The organism is Bacillus sp. TH30, from assembly GCF_016650875.1.
GTDB classification, from domain to species: Bacteria; Bacillota; Bacilli; order Bacillales; family Bacillaceae_G; genus Bacillus_A; species Bacillus_A mycoides.
In genome coordinates this window covers 5,251,271-5,270,848 of record NZ_JAEKEY010000002.1, presented here as the reverse complement: position 1 = coordinate 5,270,848, position 19,578 = coordinate 5,251,271, and the positions used below count along the sequence as shown (strand labels likewise).

The window sequence follows — 19,578 nt, the reverse complement described above, 5'->3', positions numbered from 1 at the left end:
TTGATACCTATACTAAGGTTATCTAGAATTCTATATTTAGTTATTGCTATTTGATAGTTTACATTTTGACTTCTTTTTTCTTTCCTCAAGCATTTATAGACTCTCCTTCCTTTGGATAATTAGTTACCTACCTGCTTCTATAACATATAACGAAACGTACGTTCTTTGTTGTTTATGAGAAAGAATTTACTTAAACAAAACAATTTACAAATACATAATATTAGTTTTAGCTGCTGCTAAATGAATTCTATTTTATATAATAATAAATTTGAAGAATTTATGAAATATACTGCATTAAAGATGAAAGGTAAAATGATATAGTTTACACTAATAACAGCTAGAATAACAACATACGTATATTGTTAAACGTAAAAAGGAGAACTAATGAAAAAGAAATATATGAATCAAATTCCGACTGATGTAAGTTTTAATCCGAAAGATATTATCGGTTTAATGACTGATTACTTTAAAATGAAAACAAAGCTACGTCCTATAAAAGACTTACCTATCGTTTTACCGAATAAAGATAATGGGTCTTTAGAGAGTGTTACATGGTTTGGTCACTCTGCTTCTCTTTTGGAAATAGAAGGTAAAAAGCTGTTGTTAGATCCTATGTTTGGCGATGCCTCTTCCCCGTTCCCTGTTTTTAATAGTAAACGCTATAGTGGTGCTTTTTCTTTAGAACGTGAAGATTTCAAGGGAATTGATGCGATTATCATTTCTCATAATCACTATGACCATTTAAATTACAAGAGTATTATGCAGTTAAAAGATCGCGCAAAGCACTTTTATGTTCCGACGGGAGTTGCGAAATATCTTATTAAATGGGGTATTTCACCTAGTAAAATTAGTGAGCATAATTGGTGGGATGAAATTACGTTTGATAATATTAAGTTAGTTTGTGCACCTGCAAGGCATTTCTCTGGACGAAGTATGACAGATAGAGATTGTTCGTTATGGTGTTCATGGCTTATTCTTGGTCAAGAAACTAAAGTCTTCTTTAGTGGTGATAGCGGTTATGCTCCTCACTTTAAAGAAATTGGTGAGAAATATGGTCCATTCGATCTTACTTTAATGGAATGCGGGCAGTACGATACGAGATGGTCTGCAATTCATATGTTGCCAGAAGAAACAGTACAAGCTCATATTGACGTTAAAGGAGAATTGCTCGTTCCTATTCATTGGGGTGCTTTTACGTTAGCATTACATGAATGGAGTGATCCTATTGAACGTGTTACGAAAGAAGCAAATCGTTTAGGGGTTAATATTGCAACGCCACAAATCGGTGAAGTTATTGCGTTACAATCTAAAGATTATCCTACGGCTGCTTGGTGGCGAGAAGTGTAAGTATAATAAAAAGCGAACCAATTTAATATTGATGGTTCGCTTTTTATTCATTTATGACTCATCTATTAAAATTCTTTGTTTTATCTACTGGAATTGTATTTTTCATCTTTTCTGTTGTCCAATATCCTGTAGGGTCTTCTATATCGTTTGAATCTTGAATAGCAGATGGGATATTGGGTGCTTTTTTTAGTTGGGTAAGAGTATCTTTTCTCATGAGCTCCACCTGCTATTACATACTAACCTCCCCTGGTTACTACATTACTATATTTGCTTTCCCGCTATCTAAAACTCTACTTGTCGGCACCGAGGTAATATCAATAATACTCACCCTCACGTTAAATTTTATCTTTAATTACATTAGCTATTTTCTGTTCATGCTTGCACTGCTTTATGTATTGAATCTATTGGGCTGGTCTGCTTAGCTAATTCTTTATTCTCATACTCTACTAATTTATGATTTGATAAAACGCAAGAGTGCTCTAATATTAATTCATTATAAAGTACTTCAGTTAAAAATTTAGGTATCATCTCTCCTACGCCGTAATTATAGTCACTTAGAATCCAAGATACCTCTTTCCAATCTAGAATTCCTTCTGAGACTTTTTTTGGAGTGTGATATGTAAATTCATTAAGTAGCTCTACTAAATAGACATACATGCCACCTGAATATGAGGAATCCTCCCATTTAATAATGCCTTTAAATTGAATTTGATTTTGTTCAACATCTATATTTGTTTCTTCTTTTATTTCACGAATTGCATTTTCTAACGGTGTTTCTCCTTTTTCTATCTTCCCTCCTACACCGTTCCATAATCCTTTTACAGGATCATATTCTCTATTTAGCATAAGTATTTCTTCATTTCTTTTTATAAAACATAAAGTGTGCTTGTACATAATTTAATTCCTTCCTTTGTTCTCAATAAGTTCTAACAGGCGATATTAAATATACTGCTGCAGATTGTTCACCTGCTTCAATTAATATCGGTCTCATAGAACCGCCAAAACTTAAAGTAACTCTATCTTCTTTTATTGCTTTTAAAGTATCGACCATATATCGTCCATCGAAAGAGATATTTAATTGCTTTTCACCGTGAATAGCATCTATTTGTTGTGTCTCGGATATTTTACCAATCTGAGAAGCGTTAGAAGAGATTTGTATTGTGAATTCGTCGATGATTTCTAAGTTAACGTTGTTGTTTGCCCATTCACTAGCCAATAAACTTGACCGATCTACACCTTGTAAAATCTTTTTTCTATCTATATTAATAACCGTTTGGGATTCATTTGGAATTAGGCCGGATATATTAGGATATTTTCCTTCAATAAGCCTTGAATACAACGTAATTGTACCGAATTTAAAAATAATGTGACTCTCTGAAAGATATATGTATACTAAATTTGCATTACTGTTCATTAATTTTAGTAGTTCACTAATAGTGGAACTTGGTACAATGCAATTTAATTTCGCATGTGAAGAAATGGGTATTTCACGTAAAGCCAGTCTGTGCGAATCAGTAGCAGCACAAATTAATTTGTTATGATCAATAACGAAATGTACGCCAGTAAGAACTGGTCTAGATTCATTTTTAGCAGTTGCAAAGACAGTTTGTTTGAATACCTCAATCAGCTGTTCCGTTTCTACTTGTATTTCTGTATGTGCGTCTAAAAATGGTACATTAGGAAATTCATTTGCCGAGAGTCCATTTAAGTTTAAAGTAATTTCATCTGATTGAATTGTAATCAACTGCTCATTCATACTTTTTATTAAAATCTCACTTGGCATTTTCTTAATAATTTCAATGAAATACTTTGCTGGTACAACAATACTTCCTGCTTTTAAAATAGTTGTAATTTGTTCGTCTTCAATTGAAATAGGTATAAATTTTTCAATGAAAATATTCGAATTACTTGCGATTAAAGTAATTCCAGATTGATCTGCTGTTATCTTTATTCCGGATAATATAGGAATTAAAGTTTTTGTTGAGATAGCTTTACTTACTTCTGAAAGAGCTTGTGTAAATTGTTTGTGATTAACGATAAACTCCATTTTTCCCCCGCCTTAAATGAAATACTATCTTTATGAAGATTGATGAATAATAGTTCCATTAAAAATATAAGGAACTGTTTCTTTCTTTTGTAAAAGGCTTTTTAAGTGTTCTGGTATACGTAAATAAGGTTCTGCTGAATCTAATTCCATCCAGGTAATCTCCTCAATCTCTTTTGGCCGTGATATACAGATTTCCCCTCCGATTATTTCTCCTAAAAAATTAAAGAAGATTGCATGATGTCCTCTCTCCTCAAAAAAGGCTTCACTAATGGAACAAACCCCTTTTACGGATATATCTAGCCCTGTTTCTTCTTTCACTTCACGAATTGCTGCCTCTTCTAACGTTTCCCCGAATTTAGCTGCTCCACCTGGTAAAGTGTAATAAGAACCATTTTTCCCTTTGTTTTTAACCATTAATAGCTTTTCATGAGTTTCATCATATAGAAGTGCGTATGTAACATTTACTTTTTTCATATGTAACCCCCTTGAATGGTAAAAATTTTCTGTCTTTATTTCATTCTATCATTAAATTGTTTGGATTCATAAAAAGTAATTTGAGTAAATAACTAATACGAAACGATATCGTGTTCATAGACACACAAAAGAAAAGAGCATATTTTGAAAAAGATTAATCATAATACACTCTTTAATGATTCATTTATAACCTTTTTCTAAATAGTAATGATTATGCCCTTTAGGATAATTTTCACTTACCCCTATCACTTTATATCCATGCTTCTTATAAAAATTGGGGGCTTGGAAACTAAAAGTATTTAAGTTGATTAGCCTACATTCTTTTTTAATTGTAAATTCTTCTTTGTTACCGTATCCTTCGTATCTATATTCTTCAGAAATCCATAGAAAGTCGATATGTAAATGGTGCCAAAATGTGATTGCCGTTATCCCTCCTACTATTTCTTCTTTTTCATTCTTCACTATAAAACTAATCTTTTCTGAAGGTGTTTTTTCTTCATTTGAAAGTTGTTTTTGGTTATATTCAATTACTTTTTCTCTTATGTAATCACTATCTTCTTATACCCATTGCTTTACTATTTGCATTTTAACTATCACGCCCCTTTACATTATTTATTCAATTTAATAATCGGAATTTCCTATCTTCTTTAATGTTAGTTATGTAGTAAGTACAGGGACAAAATTAGATTTTTTGAATGGCATCCATTGTTTATACATTATGCTGTAATGAAAAAGAGCCCTAGCATAAGGACTCTTTCTTAGCATTAAGCTATTTTTCGATTTAACTGTTTTATTTCCTTCTTCTTTTCTGCATTTGGAGGGCGGATTACTATAGAGATAACGAAAGATATAACACATAGAACACCGATTGTAATGAAGGTTGGTTGAAATCCGCCAAGTAGTGCTCCAATGAATGATCCTGCAAGTGCACCAAATCCGAAACCTTGGTAAACAATCCCGTAGTTTGTACTATGGTTTTTTAATCCGAAGAAGTCTCCGACAATTGCTGGGAAGATAGTGATGTTACCACCAAAGCAAAAGGCAACACTTGCTACACAAGCAAAATAAATTCCGTAATTTAGTGGAATAAAACTTAAAGTGAAGACGGACAATCCAATAATAATAAATGTAGCAGAGACGATTTTTAATCGACCTATTTTATCTGATAACGTTCCAAGAATAATTCTACCTATTGTATTAAAGATTGCGATCATTGCGACGGCATTTGCGGCAGTCGCTGCACTAAGACCAACGAGCTGCACCCCGATGTCTTTTACCATACCGATTAAATACAGTCCGCCCATACATGATGTGAATAACATGAAAAATAAGAGATATACTTGTTTCGTTTTCATCATTTCACGCGGCGTATAATCATTGTGTAATGTTTCAGTTGCAGTGTTACTTACAATTGCTTCACGTAAGAAGAATGATCCTATCAACACTAATAGTAAGACGATAATACCCCAATATAAAAATGCTTGTGATACTCCAAGACTGTTGATAAGATTTCCGTTTATATATCTAAAGATTAAGCTTCCCATTCCATATGCCGAAACAGATATACCAGAAATAAGTCCTTTACGGTTTGGAAACCATTTAATTAAATTAGATAGTGATGTAATATACGCTGTTCCATCAGCGTATCCAACGACAACACCGGCTAATAAATAAAGTAATGGTAATGAGGAAACTTGTGAACTAAGTATTAAACCGAGACCTAAAACAATTCCTGCAGTAGCGATAAGTTTACGAAGTCCAAATTTTTGTTGTAGCTTTCCTGCAAATAGAGTTGAGAATGATAAAGAAAAACTCGTAATTGAGAACGTGATCGCGACTGAATTGAGGTTCCATCCAAACTTACTTACAAGGGGTTGATTAAATAAACTCCATGTGTAAATTGTTCCTAGGCCAATTTGAACAATGATTGTACCTAGAACAATTAGCAATGGATTTATAGATGTTTGTTTCATGCTAACTGTCCCCTTCTTTTATCATGACATGAATTTTCACAGTTAGTATATCCATGATAAATTGCAAGATACTGTACGGAAAATGGAAATTGAGTTAGCTTACACAAAAAGACACTTCATCAAGAAGTGCCTTTTTGTAGGTTATATACAGCATTTAAAGAAAGCTTTGTTAAGATAAGACATTTTCGAATGCTTATGTATATATGTTATCAAATAATTTGCTGAAAGTGATGAGACTTAAGACGTATTTTTCTTTCATAAATAAGTCGGAGAGAAAATTAATATTCAATTTCCTCAAAGTCTTTCGGCTGCGGTACAGTTTGCATATTTGCTGCATCTTTCGGATCGCTATAAATCGCGTTTTGTTCTGTGTTTACATCCTTTATATTTTGCTTTTTATTTTTATTCACTTCATTTTTCATTAAAGTTCACTCCTTTTTATTATAGGAGTAGTTATACCCTAACCATATTATTTTTACTGCTACTAAATGTATCAGCGACTAAATTGCTAAATTCACGTAAATAATATAAATAATTATCCCCACCATAGTTGTATCTTTTATTGTACATTTTAGCAACGACGACATTATATTCTGGAATGACTAATATCGTTGGTCCTGTAATTCCTAATATTTGATAGGAACCTTTAGGAACTCGCTCACCAAGTTCGCTAAATAAAGCAGGTTCATTTTGAACGAACCAAAACAACCCGTTTTGAGGTAGTTCTTTATTTGTATACTCTGGACTTTGTAAGCTCGTAGCAAGTGCTATAACTTCTTTTGGCACAATTTGTTTACCATTTAAAAACCCTTTATTTAAATGCAGGTTCCCCCAGTAGGCAAATTCTCTCGCGGAGACAAAAAGATTTTTCTCGGAGCCGTCATCTACTGCACCAACACTACTTATTGCATCTTCATTTGGATTTACAATAACCTTAACTAAATTTTCATCATGTTCTATTCTCCATCCAGTTTCATTGAAGTTGGCAGGTAGGAATACACGCTCCTTTAGTAATTCAGGAAAACTCTTATTATACAGCTGATAAATAAGCTGCGTCACCATTCTTACATTAATATCTCTGTACGCCCAAGCTTGTCCCGGTTCAAATTCACGAAAAACTGTCCCCTCATCGGTTTCATTTAAACCGTGTGAATGAGTTACTAAATGTCTTATCGTTGTCTTACCGAGTAATGAAGGATCATGTTTTTCAAAATAATTTACTGCCTCGTCATCAAGTGATTTTATTTCCCCCTCATAAACTGCATAAGCTACCATTAATCCTAAATAGCTTTTTCTTGCGGAAGCGACATTGAACTGTGAAGATATGGTTACTTTTTTACTAGTAGGAGTATTTGAATGCGTTCCACTATAATGCTCTAGTACAATCTTATTATCTTTCATAATACAAAGTGCTGCCGCAGAACTTTGATTGGTCTCTTTAATGCTTTCTACCCATGAAATTAATTTTTCATATTTGTACAAATAAATATCCCCCTAAAACATATAAAAATAACAGCATGAAAGAAAAGTTTCAATACATTATAACTTTGCATCTGCACTTTTCTTTCATGTGAAATATTATAGATCTATAATACTTAAATAAACCACCAGTTCCAGCAATTAGAACAGCTGAAACAACCAACACAACCTACGCAACCGCCACAACGTCCGCCGCCACAACCACCACAGCGACCACCACAACCGCCACCGCCACAACGTCCGCCGCCACCGCATCCGCCACAACGACGTGCATCGTCTTGAATGTAGTAATATGGATATTGATTTTGTTGCTGATCCCAATACACAACATTACCAGGTTGATAAGCATTAAGGTTTAACGCTTGTAGTTCTTGTTGAAACTCATTCATTATGAAACCCTCCATTTACAAATGTAAATTCCGTCCAAATTTTCGAGTTTATTTACTTTTAAAAATAAAGTAGAAATAAGGCTATAGACTAAATGCGTACATCAACAAAATATGACTTTACACTAGGTGATGTACCTTGTTTATGAGCCTATTTTCTTTATATTCTTTTAGTGGACGGAATTAATATAAATAGAGACAATTAAAAGTTACTAATCCAGCAAGTTAATAGTTCATCACTTAATTTTCTTTCTAGTAATTCTTTTACTGAAGGTGTCGGCATTATTGTATAGGAATTTATATTTTCTTTATTAAAATCAATCCAGTGAAATGCTAAATGGGACTCTTTAGATATTGGAGTGAAATCGGATTTTAACTCATTTGAATCTATTTCAAAAATGTGGTTAATTTCGTGGTGGAGGGTTTCTTTGGCTTGCCATTGATTTTCTATGACGCCTAAAAATTGTTTTATACTGCAAGTTACTCCAAGTTCTTCTCGTAACTCTCTTATTAGTGCATTCTCTGCTGATTCCCCAATTTCCACATGACCACCGGGTAAAAAATAGTGATGGCCTATGTATTCAGCAACTAGTAGTTTTTCATCTTGTATCATGATAGCTCGTACAATATGATGGAATTTACTTTTCATTTTGTATTCCTCCTAATCATTCACTTTATACTTGCTCGAAAATTTTCATTTAAAAGCGGGATAATATAAATCATAGGTGTTTCATATGGGTGAATTTCATTGATAATTGCAAGAGTACCTTTTACAAGTTCTCGTTTATACGTTAATTAAAACTAATAATTTTGATAAATGATTCTAAAAAAGAGTATGTTTATGAAGAAAATTATCAAAACATACTCTTAATATTTTTAGTTGATTCATTCTTTTACAATAAGGTTTGATTAGCCCTATTCTTTGCGTCCTCAAAATCGAAGCCGTAGCTAAAGTATGCAATCACTACTATTCCTTAAGCAAATCTATTTTCTACTTCAAATTTACCTACCTGTACAAATTTTAGACTCTTAACGAACCACGAAAGCCTCTTGCGGCATAGTAAGATTCTGCCCCATTGTGATACACAAAGACGTGTCCAAAGCGATAATCGCAAAAAAGGGCACCGCCAAGTTCTCTAATATCAGAAGGTGTTTGCACCCAACTCGACGTCTTCATATCGAAATTTTCAAGATTATGTAATGTACGATATTCTTCTTCCGTTAATAGTTCAATACCCATGGCAGTTGCCATATCAATAGCGTTATTTTCTGGTTTATGTTTCTTTCTTGATTCTAGCGCTTCAAGATCGTAACAAACACTTCTACGACCTTTAGGACTTTCTGCTGAACAATCATAAAAAATATATTCGCCTTTTTCTTTATCAAAATCAACAACATCAGGTTCGCCACCAGTTCGTTCCATTTCGTTGAGCGACCACAACTTTTCAGTATTAGCATCCAGCCTTTCTTGAACATTAGCCCATTCTAGACCTTTATGACGGTTCATATTATTCTCAAAACGATCTTTCAATGTTTGTAGTAATTCTTCACGTTGCTCTAGTGACAACTCTTTTTTATTGCTTTCTTTCATATTAGTTCCTCCATTGATGTTTTTATTAATGATAGTTTAAGTATATATAAATACTGTTTTATAATAAAATGTTTAAATAATTGCGTGAATTGAGTTTGCGATAATTTATATGAATTAGTACAACCAATTCTCCGCAATATGACCCTTTAACGGAACAACTTATTATTTCAAAACAGTTTCTTAATCGATCTTTCAATTCTAGATGTTCTTTTCCTTTTCACTATAAATACACGATATAACTTTATTCAAAACAGTACATCTTTATTTCAACAACAATAAGCGATATACTTCCTCACCGTCATATACATTTCCTAATGGTTTAAAATCATAACATTCATATAGTTTCTTTGCAGAAATATTATCTTTATGGACAGTTAATCTAATTTCCTCACACTCTTTAAAGTTATTTTTTATTAAGTTAATGATTTCCTGTAATGCTGCTTTTCCATATCCTTTTCCTTGCTCTCTTTCATCAATGATAAATCCGTTAATCCAATACATATCTGTTGACTCTCGTACAAAAGCATGCATAATAAAACCAACTATAAGGTCACCATCATATATAGCGAATGGAATATATTCGACATTTTCACCATCTGGTTTTATGTATACTTTAGCAAGTGATACTGCCACTGCGGGAACAAGATAGATTTGATTTTCTTTAACTCGTAACTTTAATACGTCTTCCCAATTTTCTCTCGTAACAATTTTTAATTGAACGTTCACTATTTTAAGCTCCTTTAAAAAGAGAATTTATCTTTTATATTCAACGGAGTGAAATGATTCCCTTTTTCGACATCAACTTATAACATGATTTTCATAAAATCCTGAATAAATTTTTCCTCATCTAATTGTAACGCTATACGCGCCCCTTCAGATTTAGAGTGTGGGCGAAAATCAGCAAAAGTTTGTCCCTTCGTTTCGCCACATATATCCACAGTCACTTTTCGGGATGTATAATTTAAAAATGTAGGATTCACTAAACCGCTTATAGCAAGTACATCGTGTAATAATGGCCCTTCAATAGATGGATTGAGTTTTTGGTATGCTGATAAATAATAATCGTACATGGGTTTCATAATCGACTTAAATGGATTTTGTGTATTAACTAAAATGTAAGTAAATACACTTGGGGTTAAAACCGTTTTATTTGTTACATTTAAAGGGAATAACGTTATATTTTTCGCTTGCTGAAATACAATTTGACTTGCTATAGGATCTCCGTACACGTTTGCCTCTGCTAATGGAGTAACATTCCCTGCTTCTAAAAAGACACCACCCATAAAATAAATTCCTTTTATATTTAACATCAAGTCGTTCCATAAATTAAAAGCAATCGCTAACGAGGTAGATCTTCCTACATCGACAATTGTTAAATCTTCTCCATACTTTACAAGAATCGCAGCAATACTACCAAAATTGTATATAGGAATAGATAACACACTTTCCGGTACATGGATGGGCCCTAATCCTTCTGGTCCATGGATTTCAGGGTAATACGTTGTAATCTCATTTGTAAGTGGGCCTGTTGCACCGCTAATTACAGGAATATCTTGTCTGTTTGCTAACTGTAAAATATATGCGGCATTATGAGCGGCATGTATATGTTCAACATTTCCATATCCAGTTACGATACCAACAATTTCAATTTCAGGATGCAGTAAGCCATACATAATTGCAAACGAATCATCAATACCTGGGTCTCCAAAAAATAAAACCTTCTCCAAGAAATGCACTCCTTTCATAGGTAAGATAATTATGTATATGTGGAAATAATTTAAATCTATACAGTTCTAAGCAAATATTAATGGTGAGTAATGTATTGATAAAAAAGAACTAGCATTATGCTAGTTCTTTTGCAGATAAATAATCTACCAGTTTAATTAAATCTCGTACAAATATTGGACTAACTGATTTTAATATAGATTTTTCCCACTATATTTATAGAATTGAAAGCCTGTTATTAATCCGAAATTTTGCATTCAAATTGCAAATACTCGCAGGGATGTCTTACCATACTTTTTCACTCTCAATTTGCTTATAATCATCTTTATTAAATGTTAAATGAGCAATCACAACTCCAAGTATAGTAATTCCCCCTCCAATTATCGAAACAAAGGTTGGCACCTCACCTAACCATATCCAAGCGACAATACATGCAGTTACTGGTGTTAAATATAGAGAACTTGTTGCCTCAGAAGCACTGGCATGGGATGTAATATATGCTAATGCAATATACGGCAGTACTGTCGGGAACACACCTAAATATATAACACTCAAAGTAATTTCTATAGGAGCTGTTACGATTTCTTGATAAATCCCTGGCAAAAAAATAAGCATACATACAGTACCAGACCAAATTGTATATATTGTAAATGGCAAGAAACCGTACTTTTTTAAGTATGGCCTTTGAAAAACGAAAAATAGACTTTCTGAAATTGCCGCCAATAATATTAGTAATCCCCCACTATTCAATTGAATGGAATCTCCTTGACTTAACGATAAAAAAGCAATTCCTACTAAACTAATTACACCACCAATCCAACCATTTAATTTCATTTTTTCATTCATAAAAATAGAAGCAAGAATTGCCGTTAATATAGGTGTTACTGAAACAATTAAACTAGCAGGTCCAGCATTTACACTCTGTTCACCGTAGTTTAGTGCAATATGATAAATAGTAAATCCTAGAGCACCAAATATAAAAATTACTGGAATATCTTTTAAATCAGGTAACCGTAATTTGTATATAAGTGAAAACAGAAGAAGAATCAAAGAAGCAATTAGTAATCGTAGCAAAGTAAGGTGTTCAGGGGTGTAAGCTTCAAGCCCCATCCGAATTCCTGGAAAAGCTGTTCCCCATATAAGAATCGTAAAAGCGTGAGCACATACAATACGAAAATCCCATTTTTTATTATGCATATTTTCTCTCCCTCTCCAATAAACCAGCCATTTTCTAATTACCAATTATTTCTTTTCATCATATTTAATAGTTGATACAATGTCTTCAACCAGTTAATCCTCGAAAAAACCAACCACTTTGCATTTTTAAAATGAATGAGGGAGTTTTTAATATGTCTACTGATAAAAAACTGCCTAAATATCGGCAGATAATAGACTATATGAAAGAAAAAATTGAATACGGAGAATGGCCGATTGGAAGTAAGGTTCCTAGCCAGCGGCAGTTAGCGAAATTATTTCATGTAAATCGTAGTACTGTAATAACCGCACTAGAAGAACTTATGGCAGATGGCTTAATTCAAGGGCAAATCGGGTCAGGAACAATTGTAACGAATAATACATGGTCATTATTAGCCACCAATCCCCCGCCCGATTGGAGTGAATATGTAAAGGCTGGTATTCATAAACCAAGCAAGTTAATGGTACGAGAAATAAATAAAGCAGAAGCAAATAAAAAATTGATTCATCTTAGTAAAGGAGAACTTGCACCTCATCTTTTCCCGTTAGAAACTATGCAATTCATTATGCGTAACGTATGTGAGGAACTAGATTATTTCGGATATGAAGAACAAAAAGGATATTTCCCTTTACGTGAAGCAATAAGTAATTATGTAAAATCATTTGGAATAAATACATCACCAAGCTCTATATTAATAGTCTCTGGTGCATTACAGGCATTACAATTAATATCAATCGGTCTTTTACATAGAGAGTCAACTGTTTTACTTGAACGACCTTCTTACTTATATTCTCTTCATGTATTTCAATCGGCTAATATTCACCTTTCTGGAATACAGATGGATCAACATGGAATTATCCCTAATGACTTGTTAAGAAGAATTAATTATAGTCAAAAGAAAAATATTTTATATTCGATTCCTTGTTTTCAAAATCCGACGGGTGTATTAATGTCCAAGGATCGAAGAAAAGAAATACTAAAAATATGCGAAAAAGAACAATTGCCTATCATTGAAGATGATATTTACCGTGAATTATGGATTGATGAAATACCGCCACTACCTTTAAAGTCGATGGATAAACATGGACATATTTTATATATCGGCAGTCTATCTAAAACACTTAGCCCAGGACTTAGAATTGGCTGGATTATCGGGCCAGAGCCTGTTATTGAGAGATTGTCAGACATAAAAATGCAAACTGACTATGGATCAAGTTCTTTATCACAAAGAGTTGCTGCAGAATGGTTGAGTAAAGGATTTTATGAAGAACACGTTGCGAACGTAAGGATCCACCTGAAAGAGCGGAGACGAATGATGTTACAAGCTTTAGACAAGTATTGTGCAGATATTGCTACATGGGATATTCCAAGTGGTGGATTTTTTATATGGCTAACGGTTGTACCTAACATTCCAATGAAAAAACTGTTTTCAGAAGCACTATCAAAGGGAGTTCTTTTAAACCCAGGACGTATTTATGAAGAAGAATCGGATCAGTGCATACGCTTATCGTATGGATATGCTTCCTCTGAACAAATTACTCAAGGTATTTATATATTAAGTAATTTAATTCGTAAGTTAATGGCATAATAAAAATCCTCTTTTATATAAAGAGGATTTTTATGTGTACCCTATTTACCAAAATCTCATTTCCTGTCCTAATAAAATAAGTTCTTCATAAGGATCTCCGTCAATTTTTAATACTTGTGCAAAAGCCGGTTCTGTTTTTATGCCTTGTTCTTTTAATTGGATGATTTTTTTCTAATATGGGGATGCTGCATTAATAGCATGTGCTCCACTATCATATGTTTATATGCATTTTGGTTACGCACTGGCTGCGGTTGACCAAATAATTCAAATTCAAAACCTTCAAATTGAAAAGTTGCCTTTATTGTTAAGATATTTCTAATGTTTTTCTTTTTCATTTCAAAACCTTCATATGAACCATACAAAGATCTAATTTCCTGTTCAAAAACATCATAATTATGTACTTCCATTACAATATCTAAGTCAGAGTGAAGGGTATCAATTCTAATAGAGATTGTCCCGCAAAGTACAGGACTATATAAAGCTAAATCCGCCATTATGTTTAGCTTATTCATAACGTCGTAAACTTTTTGTTGTTTATCGTTCCCGGATTGTAAGTATGTGATAGATGTAAATATAGAAGTCTCTCCTTCATTTAACGTAATACTCATCTCACTAAATTTGAGAAAAAATTTAATCATTTCATTTTGTTCTAGGAGTACCTTTATTTCAATATATTAAGGCGAACTAACTATATTTTTCAACTTTTCTCCTATACTGCAATACTATAAAAATAAAAAAGGAGGAACTTTTATGAGCATTTTCAATATTCTTTTGACCATACACATATTATTTGGAACCATATGTTTAATTACTGGTATTGTAGCGATGGTTACTCAAAAAAAGAAAGGAAAACATACGGAATGGGGCGAAATATATCATGCATCTTATGTTGTCATAACCCTGACGGCAATTATATTGGCCATTATAAAGTGGGATGAAATCGCATATTTATTTTATGTAGCAATTATCTCCTATTCATTTGCGATTTACGGATATCTCGCAAGAAAAAAACGATGGAGAAATTGGTTGCAACACCATATTAGAGGTATGTTAGGCTCTTATATTGGTGCAGTTACCGCACTTTTAGTAAACATTGGTATGTATATCCCTATTTTAAATCTACTTCCACCAATATGGTTTTGGTTCTTACCTACTATAATCGGTATTCCTCTCGTAGCCAGTGTATCAAGAAAATATAAAAAACAAAGGAAAAATTAATTGCATTTTGTTTACTTTCTAGTTTGTTTTGTAAAAATGATATTTAATGTAGTAAAGACATAGAAGAGAAAATAAAAAGAATCCAAGTTTTATTGGATTCTTTTTATTTCTGTTTTTTTAAAGGCTTTATTGAATGTAAACGATCCGGATAATTAGTAAACACCCCGTCTACACCCCATATAAGTAACTTTTTCATATCCTTTTCATTATCTACTGTAAATGGATGCACTTCTAATCCATATTTCTTTATTTTTTTACATAGGCTGCGTCAATATATTTAAAGTTCATTCCTAGGCCAATGCAGTATTTTTTATAATTCTCAATTTCTAGTTCTGTTAATTGAACTGCTTTTTTATATGATAATAATTGTACTAACGGTATATTGGCATTTAAATTATGAATCTTTCGCAGACTTTCTTCACTAAATGATTGAATAATAGCTTTATCATTTATTTGGTAGCGATTTATAATTTCTAATAGTTTTTCTTCCATTCCAGGATATTCATCTGGTGATTTTGTTTCGATATAATAGTTAGCATTATGTCCAAACGTTTCAATAATTTCTTCTAGTGTTGGAACTTTAGCATTTTTAAATTCTTCTTTTGCTAAATCGGGGTATTTTTCATTGAAAAAGCTGCCTGCATCAAGTTGTTTTATTTCTGTTAATGTATGATTTCTTACTAATCCAGTACCGTTCGTTGTACGATCCAATGTTTCATCGTGCATAGCTATTAAACGTCCGTCTTTTGTCATTTGAAGATCTATTTCTATATAGTCTCCCTTTAATTGTTGTCCTAATTTGTAAGCTTCTATTGTATGTTCTGGTGCATATGCAGATGCACCTCTATGTGCAATGTTTTTTATATGATTTAATGTATTAGTAGCTTTAATGTATTTATGTTCATTTATTTGCTGAAAAACAAAGATGCTTATTACCATAAAGAAGCATATGAGTGTAATTAGAGATATTTTTTTCATAACGGTATGTTAACTCCTATATTTAAAGCGATTTTATTTGGATGAATTATCCAAATAAATGCTGGTTTTCAAAAACAGTCATTTGTCCTACAGCTTTAAATCCAGATTTTTCATAAATGTTAATTCCATCAGGTGAAGCTTGTAGTACGCAGTACATATTTTTTAATTGTTTTGCTTCTTGCAGCAGGAAATTAAACATAGTAGAGCCAAAACCTTTTCCTCTCATTTCTTCTTTAGTCGCTATATCATAAATACCGACACTATCTTTCGTACATACTAAAGAGCCAACAGATACTACCTCACCTTTATAAAGACCTAAGTATAGTTTCATGTCATCGCTATTCCATACATCTAAAGAAGAAATTTGATTATAGTATGCTTGAACGTGAGTACCTTCTGCTGATGTACCGAATAAAGCCGCTAACGTTTCGCCAAATTGTTGTATTTGTTCTGGCGATGTTGCTTTTTGTATTGTAAAACCTACTGGAATGTCTATTATTGGATGAATTTTTCTTAAGTCTGCTACCATCGCGATATTCTGTTCTGCTTCTTTTAAACCAAGTTTGATTAATTCGCTTTTTATAGTCTGTTCTTGTTTATCATCCCAAAACCAAACACTCATTGAAAATTTCTTTTGATTATAGCATTCTACCTCCTTATATAATTTCTCAATCCCTTCCGTTACATTACTATTTAGTAGTGTAATAATATTAAATGTATCTGCAGGTAATCCGCAGTCGATAGTAATGTAATCCTTCGTTTCTTTTACATCCATTCCATTTACCTGCCGCGCAATATATGAGGTTTTATATGTGAAATTGTCTATTAGTAACTGTTTATAATTCATTAATTTTGCTCCTTTCATAAAAATTCGTATTCGAATCCTTCAGTATTAAATATAACATATAAGAAATGTACCTATTTCTATAAAAATATCTCTATAAATCACTCTATGCGCCCTAAAAGAATTAAAAATGATATAACGTTGTCGGAATGAAAAAAGTGGTATATAATAAATATTAACATTACTAGTAATTATTTTAGGTATTCCTAGAATAAAGGAGCGATACATATGAAAATTACTATTTATTTCGGAAGTCATGAGGATCAAGATGTCCGTACTATGGACTGTCATTTAGATGTAGAAGATACAGAAGAGATTGTTTCTGTATCATAATATAAATAGTTGGGATGAACCCTCTTCCCTACAGCGTTTAAGACACCTTTTACAGGTGTCTTTTTTGTTGTTTTTTCATCAAAAACCCTTTACTTTAGAGCGTTTTAATAGTAAAATATAAATATACGAACAAACGTTCTTTTTATTTTAATTGTACATGAAGGGATGATTTTAACAATGACTCAAGCAAAGCGCAGAGGAAGAAAAAAGCAAACACCTATTATTTCAAATACAGGCTTTATCGGCTCTGTCTTTATTGATACATTGGAGTTACAAAAGAAATCCTATTATTTCGCTCGTAAAAAACTTCAAATTGTTCATCACGTACTAGATGGTCTATCTGGAGCAACGAGTGCATTATTTAAAGAACATAATATCGCTGCATACATGTCATGTGTGTATTTACATAAACAACAGAAAATTGGCTTCGTTCTTTCAACAAAACCTTTTGAACAAAGTGATGGTGTTTCTTATTTTATAAATTATTTGATCGAAAAGAATTTTTATGGTGACGAAGACATTGAATATCAAGAAGTATTTAATACAGGTTTTATTGGTGTAGTATTCGCGGATTTATCTAGTATAGATCGCTTTAATTTTGAGTTTGAAATGGGTATGCTAACGAAATTAATGAAAGATATGATTATTCCGGTTAAAGAGCTCTTTTTACGCCACAATGTACCGGCTTACATCTCCACTTCTCATTTAGAGGAGCAAAATAAATTAGGTTTCGTTCTATCTGTAAAGCCATATGATGAACGTGCAGAAGCAGATTTATACTTCGAAACATATTTAAAAGAGCGCGGATTATTTATTGGTGATGAAGAAGATGATATTGATAAAATAGTTATTAGAAAGACAGCCGAATTACGATAGTTTTCCAGTACAACTTACATTAATAAATTGTTCAGTATTTAATTTGAACTTAATACCTTCCTATTGGTAATAAGAAGGTATTAATAATTTATTAGTCCTGACGCTTTTCATACATCTCTATTTTTTTATTTAGTAAATCTTTACCCCAAGCTTGCATTGCTTCTAATACAGGTATAAACTTTTCCCCCTGCTCTGTTAAAGAATATTCTACCTTTGGTGGAACAACTTTATAAACTTCTCTGTGTACTAGCTCGTCCTCTTCAAGCTCTCTTAATTGTCTAGTTAAGATTCCTTTTGAGATGCCAGGTAACATCCTCAATAATTCATTAAACCTAATAATTTTATTTTTGCTTAAATGCCACAAAATCACGATTTTCCATCTTCCTGCAATTGCATTTTGGGTAACTGTTAATGGACAAATTTCTTGCTGTGTTTCTTCAGAAACCGATTCATCTTGATAACTAAAACGTGCCATAATAAAATCTCCTTTTTCTCTAAGTACTATTTTTATGACTATGTTATTAAATTGTGCCTACTTACATAAATCCTTCTTAAGAAATAGTATATGTAATGTATACAAAAATCAAAAATAACGCTGTATGTAACGGAGGAGATTGTATGAAAGTTTTAGTAACAGGTGCAAACGGAAATTTAGGTTCTAAAATTGTTGAGTATTTACTTACCAGATTATCAATTGAAGAAATAATTGTTGGGGTACGTGATGACAAGTCTGAAAAAGCACTTAGCTATAAGGAACAAGGCTTAGAAGTACGTGTAACGGATTTTGAAAATCAAGAAACCTTGTTTTCAGCATTCAAAGATGTTGATCATTTATTCATCATGTCAACATTTGGTGACTTTGATACAGTTATACGTCAGCATACAAATGCAGTAGAAGCTGCCAAAGCAACAGGTGTAAAACAAATTATTTATCCAAGTGTTACAAGAGCAGAAGGAAATGACTTTTTCCTAGCGGGCATGCATAGAGCACGTGAAGTAGCAATTATTGAATCAGGTATTCCTTATGTGATTCTGCGTAACAACTGGTATGTAGAAAATGAACTTGGTACAATTCAAAGCTGTATGGCTGGTGCCCCTTGGGTGACTTCTGCAGGAGAAGGGAAAATCGGTTGGGTATATCGTCCGGATTTAGCTGAAGCAACAGCGAATGTTTTGGTAGCTGATGGTCACAAAAATAAGATTTATGAACTTTCTGGTGAAAATTTAAAACAACAGCAATTTGTTGATACATTAAGTGAAGTATTAGGTAAAGAAATTCCTTTATTAGAAGTAGATGACTCTTCTTATGAAGAAATGTTAAAAGGTGCTGGAGTACCTGAAGCCTACCTTCCAATGTTAGTAATGACTCAAAAAGGGATTCGTGAAGGAGGATTAGAATCAACACATACCCATTTAAATTTCTTATTAGAACGTCAGGCTACACCATTAAAGCAAGCATTAACACATTTATTAGTAAATACAAAATAGATAAATCAAATTCTACAGCCGAGATCAAATAATAAA

At 32.6% G+C, this 19,578-nt stretch carries 21 protein-coding genes and 2 pseudogenes; 5 read left to right on the top strand and 18 right to left on the bottom strand.

Annotated elements, in window-relative coordinates; all coding sequences use genetic code 11:
* Window positions 1–384: 384 nt before the first annotated feature.
* Entirely contained in the window at window positions 385–1,347 is a 963-nt protein-coding gene (locus JFU20_RS29235; RefSeq protein ID WP_201039207.1) for an MBL fold metallo-hydrolase, read from the top strand.
* Window positions 1,348–1,405: 58 nt separating this feature from the next.
* On the opposite strand, the gene JFU20_RS29230 is transcribed toward JFU20_RS29235, so the two are convergent.
* The 14 genes from JFU20_RS29230 to JFU20_RS29165 form a co-directional block, all read right to left on the bottom strand.
* The gene (locus JFU20_RS29230) at window positions 1,406–1,561 is read right to left on the bottom strand and encodes a hypothetical protein (protein ID WP_002013234.1); all 156 of its coding nucleotides are present in this window, start codon (window positions 1,559–1,561) and stop codon (window positions 1,406–1,408) included.
* Between the two features lie 158 nt (window positions 1,562–1,719).
* Window positions 1,720–2,241 carry an NUDIX hydrolase gene (locus JFU20_RS29225; RefSeq protein ID WP_002013233.1) on the bottom strand — a complete coding sequence of 174 codons (522 nt, stop codon included), beginning with the start codon at window positions 2,239–2,241 and terminating at the stop codon, window positions 1,720–1,722.
* Window positions 2,242–2,263: 22 nt separating this feature from the next.
* Entirely contained in the window at window positions 2,264–3,394 is a 1,131-nt protein-coding gene (gene dnaN, locus JFU20_RS29220) for a DNA polymerase III subunit beta (RefSeq protein ID WP_002013232.1), read from the bottom strand.
* A gap of 30 nt (window positions 3,395–3,424) precedes the next feature.
* A complete protein-coding gene (locus tag JFU20_RS29215; RefSeq protein WP_201039206.1) occupies window positions 3,425–3,868 on the bottom strand; it encodes an NUDIX hydrolase in 444 nt (147 codons plus the stop codon).
* Window positions 3,869–4,048: 180 nt separating this feature from the next.
* Window positions 4,049–4,411 carry a GNAT family N-acetyltransferase gene (locus tag JFU20_RS29210; RefSeq protein ID WP_307838392.1) on the bottom strand — a complete coding sequence of 121 codons (363 nt, stop codon included), beginning with the start codon at window positions 4,409–4,411 and terminating at the stop codon, window positions 4,049–4,051.
* A 221-nt stretch (window positions 4,412–4,632) separates the two neighbouring features.
* Window positions 4,633–5,841: an L-lactate MFS transporter gene (locus JFU20_RS29205; protein WP_002013226.1), complete on the bottom strand. Its 1,209-nt coding sequence runs from the start codon at window positions 5,839–5,841 to the stop codon at window positions 4,633–4,635.
* Window positions 5,842–6,119: 278 nt separating this feature from the next.
* Complete coding sequence (locus JFU20_RS29200) at window positions 6,120–6,263, bottom strand: hypothetical protein (protein ID WP_002013225.1); 144 nt, start codon at window positions 6,261–6,263, stop codon at window positions 6,120–6,122.
* Between the two features lie 31 nt (window positions 6,264–6,294).
* Window positions 6,295–7,323 carry a serine hydrolase domain-containing protein gene (locus JFU20_RS29195; RefSeq protein ID WP_002013222.1) on the bottom strand — a complete coding sequence of 343 codons (1,029 nt, stop codon included), beginning with the start codon at window positions 7,321–7,323 and terminating at the stop codon, window positions 6,295–6,297.
* 113 nt (window positions 7,324–7,436) lie between these two features.
* Window positions 7,437–7,709, bottom strand: coding sequence for a heterocycloanthracin/sonorensin family bacteriocin (locus JFU20_RS29190; RefSeq protein WP_002013220.1), 273 nt, complete (start codon window positions 7,707–7,709; stop codon window positions 7,437–7,439).
* 199 nt (window positions 7,710–7,908) lie between these two features.
* Complete coding sequence (locus JFU20_RS29185; RefSeq protein WP_002013219.1) at window positions 7,909–8,355, bottom strand: NUDIX domain-containing protein; 447 nt, start codon at window positions 8,353–8,355, stop codon at window positions 7,909–7,911.
* Between the two features lie 372 nt (window positions 8,356–8,727).
* A complete protein-coding gene (locus tag JFU20_RS29180; RefSeq protein WP_002013217.1) occupies window positions 8,728–9,297 on the bottom strand; it encodes a DUF4256 domain-containing protein in 570 nt (189 codons plus the stop codon).
* Window positions 9,298–9,558: 261 nt separating this feature from the next.
* Entirely contained in the window at window positions 9,559–10,023 is a 465-nt protein-coding gene (locus JFU20_RS29175) for a GNAT family N-acetyltransferase (RefSeq protein WP_002013216.1), read from the bottom strand.
* 77 nt (window positions 10,024–10,100) lie between these two features.
* On the bottom strand, window positions 10,101–11,024 hold the full coding sequence (locus tag JFU20_RS29170; RefSeq protein WP_002165704.1) for a nucleoside hydrolase: 924 nt from the start codon (window positions 11,022–11,024) through the stop codon (window positions 10,101–10,103).
* A 283-nt stretch (window positions 11,025–11,307) separates the two neighbouring features.
* Window positions 11,308–12,219, bottom strand: coding sequence for a DMT family transporter (locus JFU20_RS29165; RefSeq protein WP_002013214.1), 912 nt, complete (start codon window positions 12,217–12,219; stop codon window positions 11,308–11,310).
* Between the two features lie 152 nt (window positions 12,220–12,371).
* Here JFU20_RS29165 and pdxR point away from each other — a divergent pair, with 152 nt between their 5' ends.
* Window positions 12,372–13,805, top strand: a complete 1,434-nt coding sequence (pdxR, locus tag JFU20_RS29160) for a MocR-like pyridoxine biosynthesis transcription factor PdxR (RefSeq protein ID WP_002165703.1) — start codon at window positions 12,372–12,374, stop codon at window positions 13,803–13,805.
* Window positions 13,806–13,850: 45 nt separating this feature from the next.
* Here pdxR and JFU20_RS29155 read toward each other — a convergent pair.
* A pseudogene (locus JFU20_RS29155) lies at window positions 13,851–14,380 on the bottom strand (DUF4269 domain-containing protein).
* Between the two features lie 175 nt (window positions 14,381–14,555).
* Between JFU20_RS29155 and JFU20_RS29150 the strand changes: the two are divergent.
* Window positions 14,556–15,023 carry a DUF2306 domain-containing protein gene (locus JFU20_RS29150; protein ID WP_002165702.1) on the top strand — a complete coding sequence of 156 codons (468 nt, stop codon included), beginning with the start codon at window positions 14,556–14,558 and terminating at the stop codon, window positions 15,021–15,023.
* A 103-nt stretch (window positions 15,024–15,126) separates the two neighbouring features.
* Here JFU20_RS29150 and JFU20_RS29145 read toward each other — a convergent pair.
* Window positions 15,127–16,001, bottom strand: a pseudogene (locus tag JFU20_RS29145) (glycerophosphodiester phosphodiesterase).
* A 46-nt stretch (window positions 16,002–16,047) separates the two neighbouring features.
* Window positions 16,048–16,848, bottom strand: a complete 801-nt coding sequence (locus JFU20_RS29140) for a GNAT family N-acetyltransferase (protein ID WP_002165700.1) — start codon at window positions 16,846–16,848, stop codon at window positions 16,048–16,050.
* Between the two features lie 507 nt (window positions 16,849–17,355).
* On the opposite strand from JFU20_RS29140, the gene JFU20_RS29135 reads away from it, so the two are divergent.
* Window positions 17,356–18,054: a hypothetical protein gene (locus tag JFU20_RS29135; RefSeq protein WP_002085281.1), complete on the top strand. Its 699-nt coding sequence runs from the start codon at window positions 17,356–17,358 to the stop codon at window positions 18,052–18,054.
* Window positions 18,055–18,145: 91 nt separating this feature from the next.
* Here JFU20_RS29135 and JFU20_RS29130 read toward each other — a convergent pair whose 3' ends face one another.
* Window positions 18,146–18,529 (bottom strand): winged helix-turn-helix transcriptional regulator, encoded by a 384-nt coding sequence (locus JFU20_RS29130; RefSeq protein WP_002013202.1) that lies wholly within the window; start codon window positions 18,527–18,529, stop codon window positions 18,146–18,148.
* A gap of 143 nt (window positions 18,530–18,672) precedes the next feature.
* Between JFU20_RS29130 and JFU20_RS29125 the strand changes: the two genes are divergently transcribed.
* The gene (locus JFU20_RS29125; RefSeq protein WP_002165699.1) at window positions 18,673–19,542 is read left to right on the top strand and encodes an SDR family oxidoreductase; all 870 of its coding nucleotides are present in this window, start codon (window positions 18,673–18,675) and stop codon (window positions 19,540–19,542) included.
* The last annotated feature ends 36 nt before the right edge of the window (window positions 19,543–19,578 follow it).

Excerpts from the sequence above, each read along its gene's own strand:
- JFU20_RS29235 (WP_201039207.1), top strand. The coding sequence starts at position 385 with ATGAAAAAGAAATATATGAATCAAATTCCGACTGATGTAAGTTTTAAT.
- JFU20_RS29230 (WP_002013234.1), bottom strand. The coding sequence starts at position 1,561 with ATGAGAAAAGATACTCTTACCCAACTAAAAAAAGCACCCAATATCCCA.
- JFU20_RS29225 (WP_002013233.1), bottom strand. The coding sequence starts at position 2,241 with ATGTACAAGCACACTTTATGTTTTATAAAAAGAAATGAAGAAATACTT.
- dnaN (WP_002013232.1), bottom strand. The coding sequence starts at position 3,394 with ATGGAGTTTATCGTTAATCACAAACAATTTACACAAGCTCTTTCAGAA.
- JFU20_RS29215 (WP_201039206.1), bottom strand. The coding sequence starts at position 3,868 with ATGAAAAAAGTAAATGTTACATACGCACTTCTATATGATGAAACTCAT.
- JFU20_RS29205 (WP_002013226.1), bottom strand. The coding sequence starts at position 5,841 with ATGAAACAAACATCTATAAATCCATTGCTAATTGTTCTAGGTACAATC.
- JFU20_RS29200 (WP_002013225.1), bottom strand. The coding sequence starts at position 6,263 with ATGAAAAATGAAGTGAATAAAAATAAAAAGCAAAATATAAAGGATGTA.
- JFU20_RS29190 (WP_002013220.1), bottom strand. The coding sequence starts at position 7,709 with ATGAATGAGTTTCAACAAGAACTACAAGCGTTAAACCTTAATGCTTAT.
- JFU20_RS29185 (WP_002013219.1), bottom strand. The coding sequence starts at position 8,355 with ATGAAAAGTAAATTCCATCATATTGTACGAGCTATCATGATACAAGAT.
- JFU20_RS29180 (WP_002013217.1), bottom strand. The coding sequence starts at position 9,297 with ATGAAAGAAAGCAATAAAAAAGAGTTGTCACTAGAGCAACGTGAAGAA.
- JFU20_RS29165 (WP_002013214.1), bottom strand. The coding sequence starts at position 12,219 with ATGCATAATAAAAAATGGGATTTTCGTATTGTATGTGCTCACGCTTTT.
- pdxR (WP_002165703.1), top strand. The coding sequence starts at position 12,372 with ATGTCTACTGATAAAAAACTGCCTAAATATCGGCAGATAATAGACTAT.
- JFU20_RS29150 (WP_002165702.1), top strand. The coding sequence starts at position 14,556 with ATGAGCATTTTCAATATTCTTTTGACCATACACATATTATTTGGAACC.
- JFU20_RS29140 (WP_002165700.1), bottom strand. The coding sequence starts at position 16,848 with ATGAATTATAAACAGTTACTAATAGACAATTTCACATATAAAACCTCA.
- JFU20_RS29135 (WP_002085281.1), top strand. The coding sequence starts at position 17,356 with ATGACTCAAGCAAAGCGCAGAGGAAGAAAAAAGCAAACACCTATTATT.
- JFU20_RS29130 (WP_002013202.1), bottom strand. The coding sequence starts at position 18,529 with ATGGCACGTTTTAGTTATCAAGATGAATCGGTTTCTGAAGAAACACAG.
- JFU20_RS29125 (WP_002165699.1), top strand. The coding sequence starts at position 18,673 with ATGAAAGTTTTAGTAACAGGTGCAAACGGAAATTTAGGTTCTAAAATT.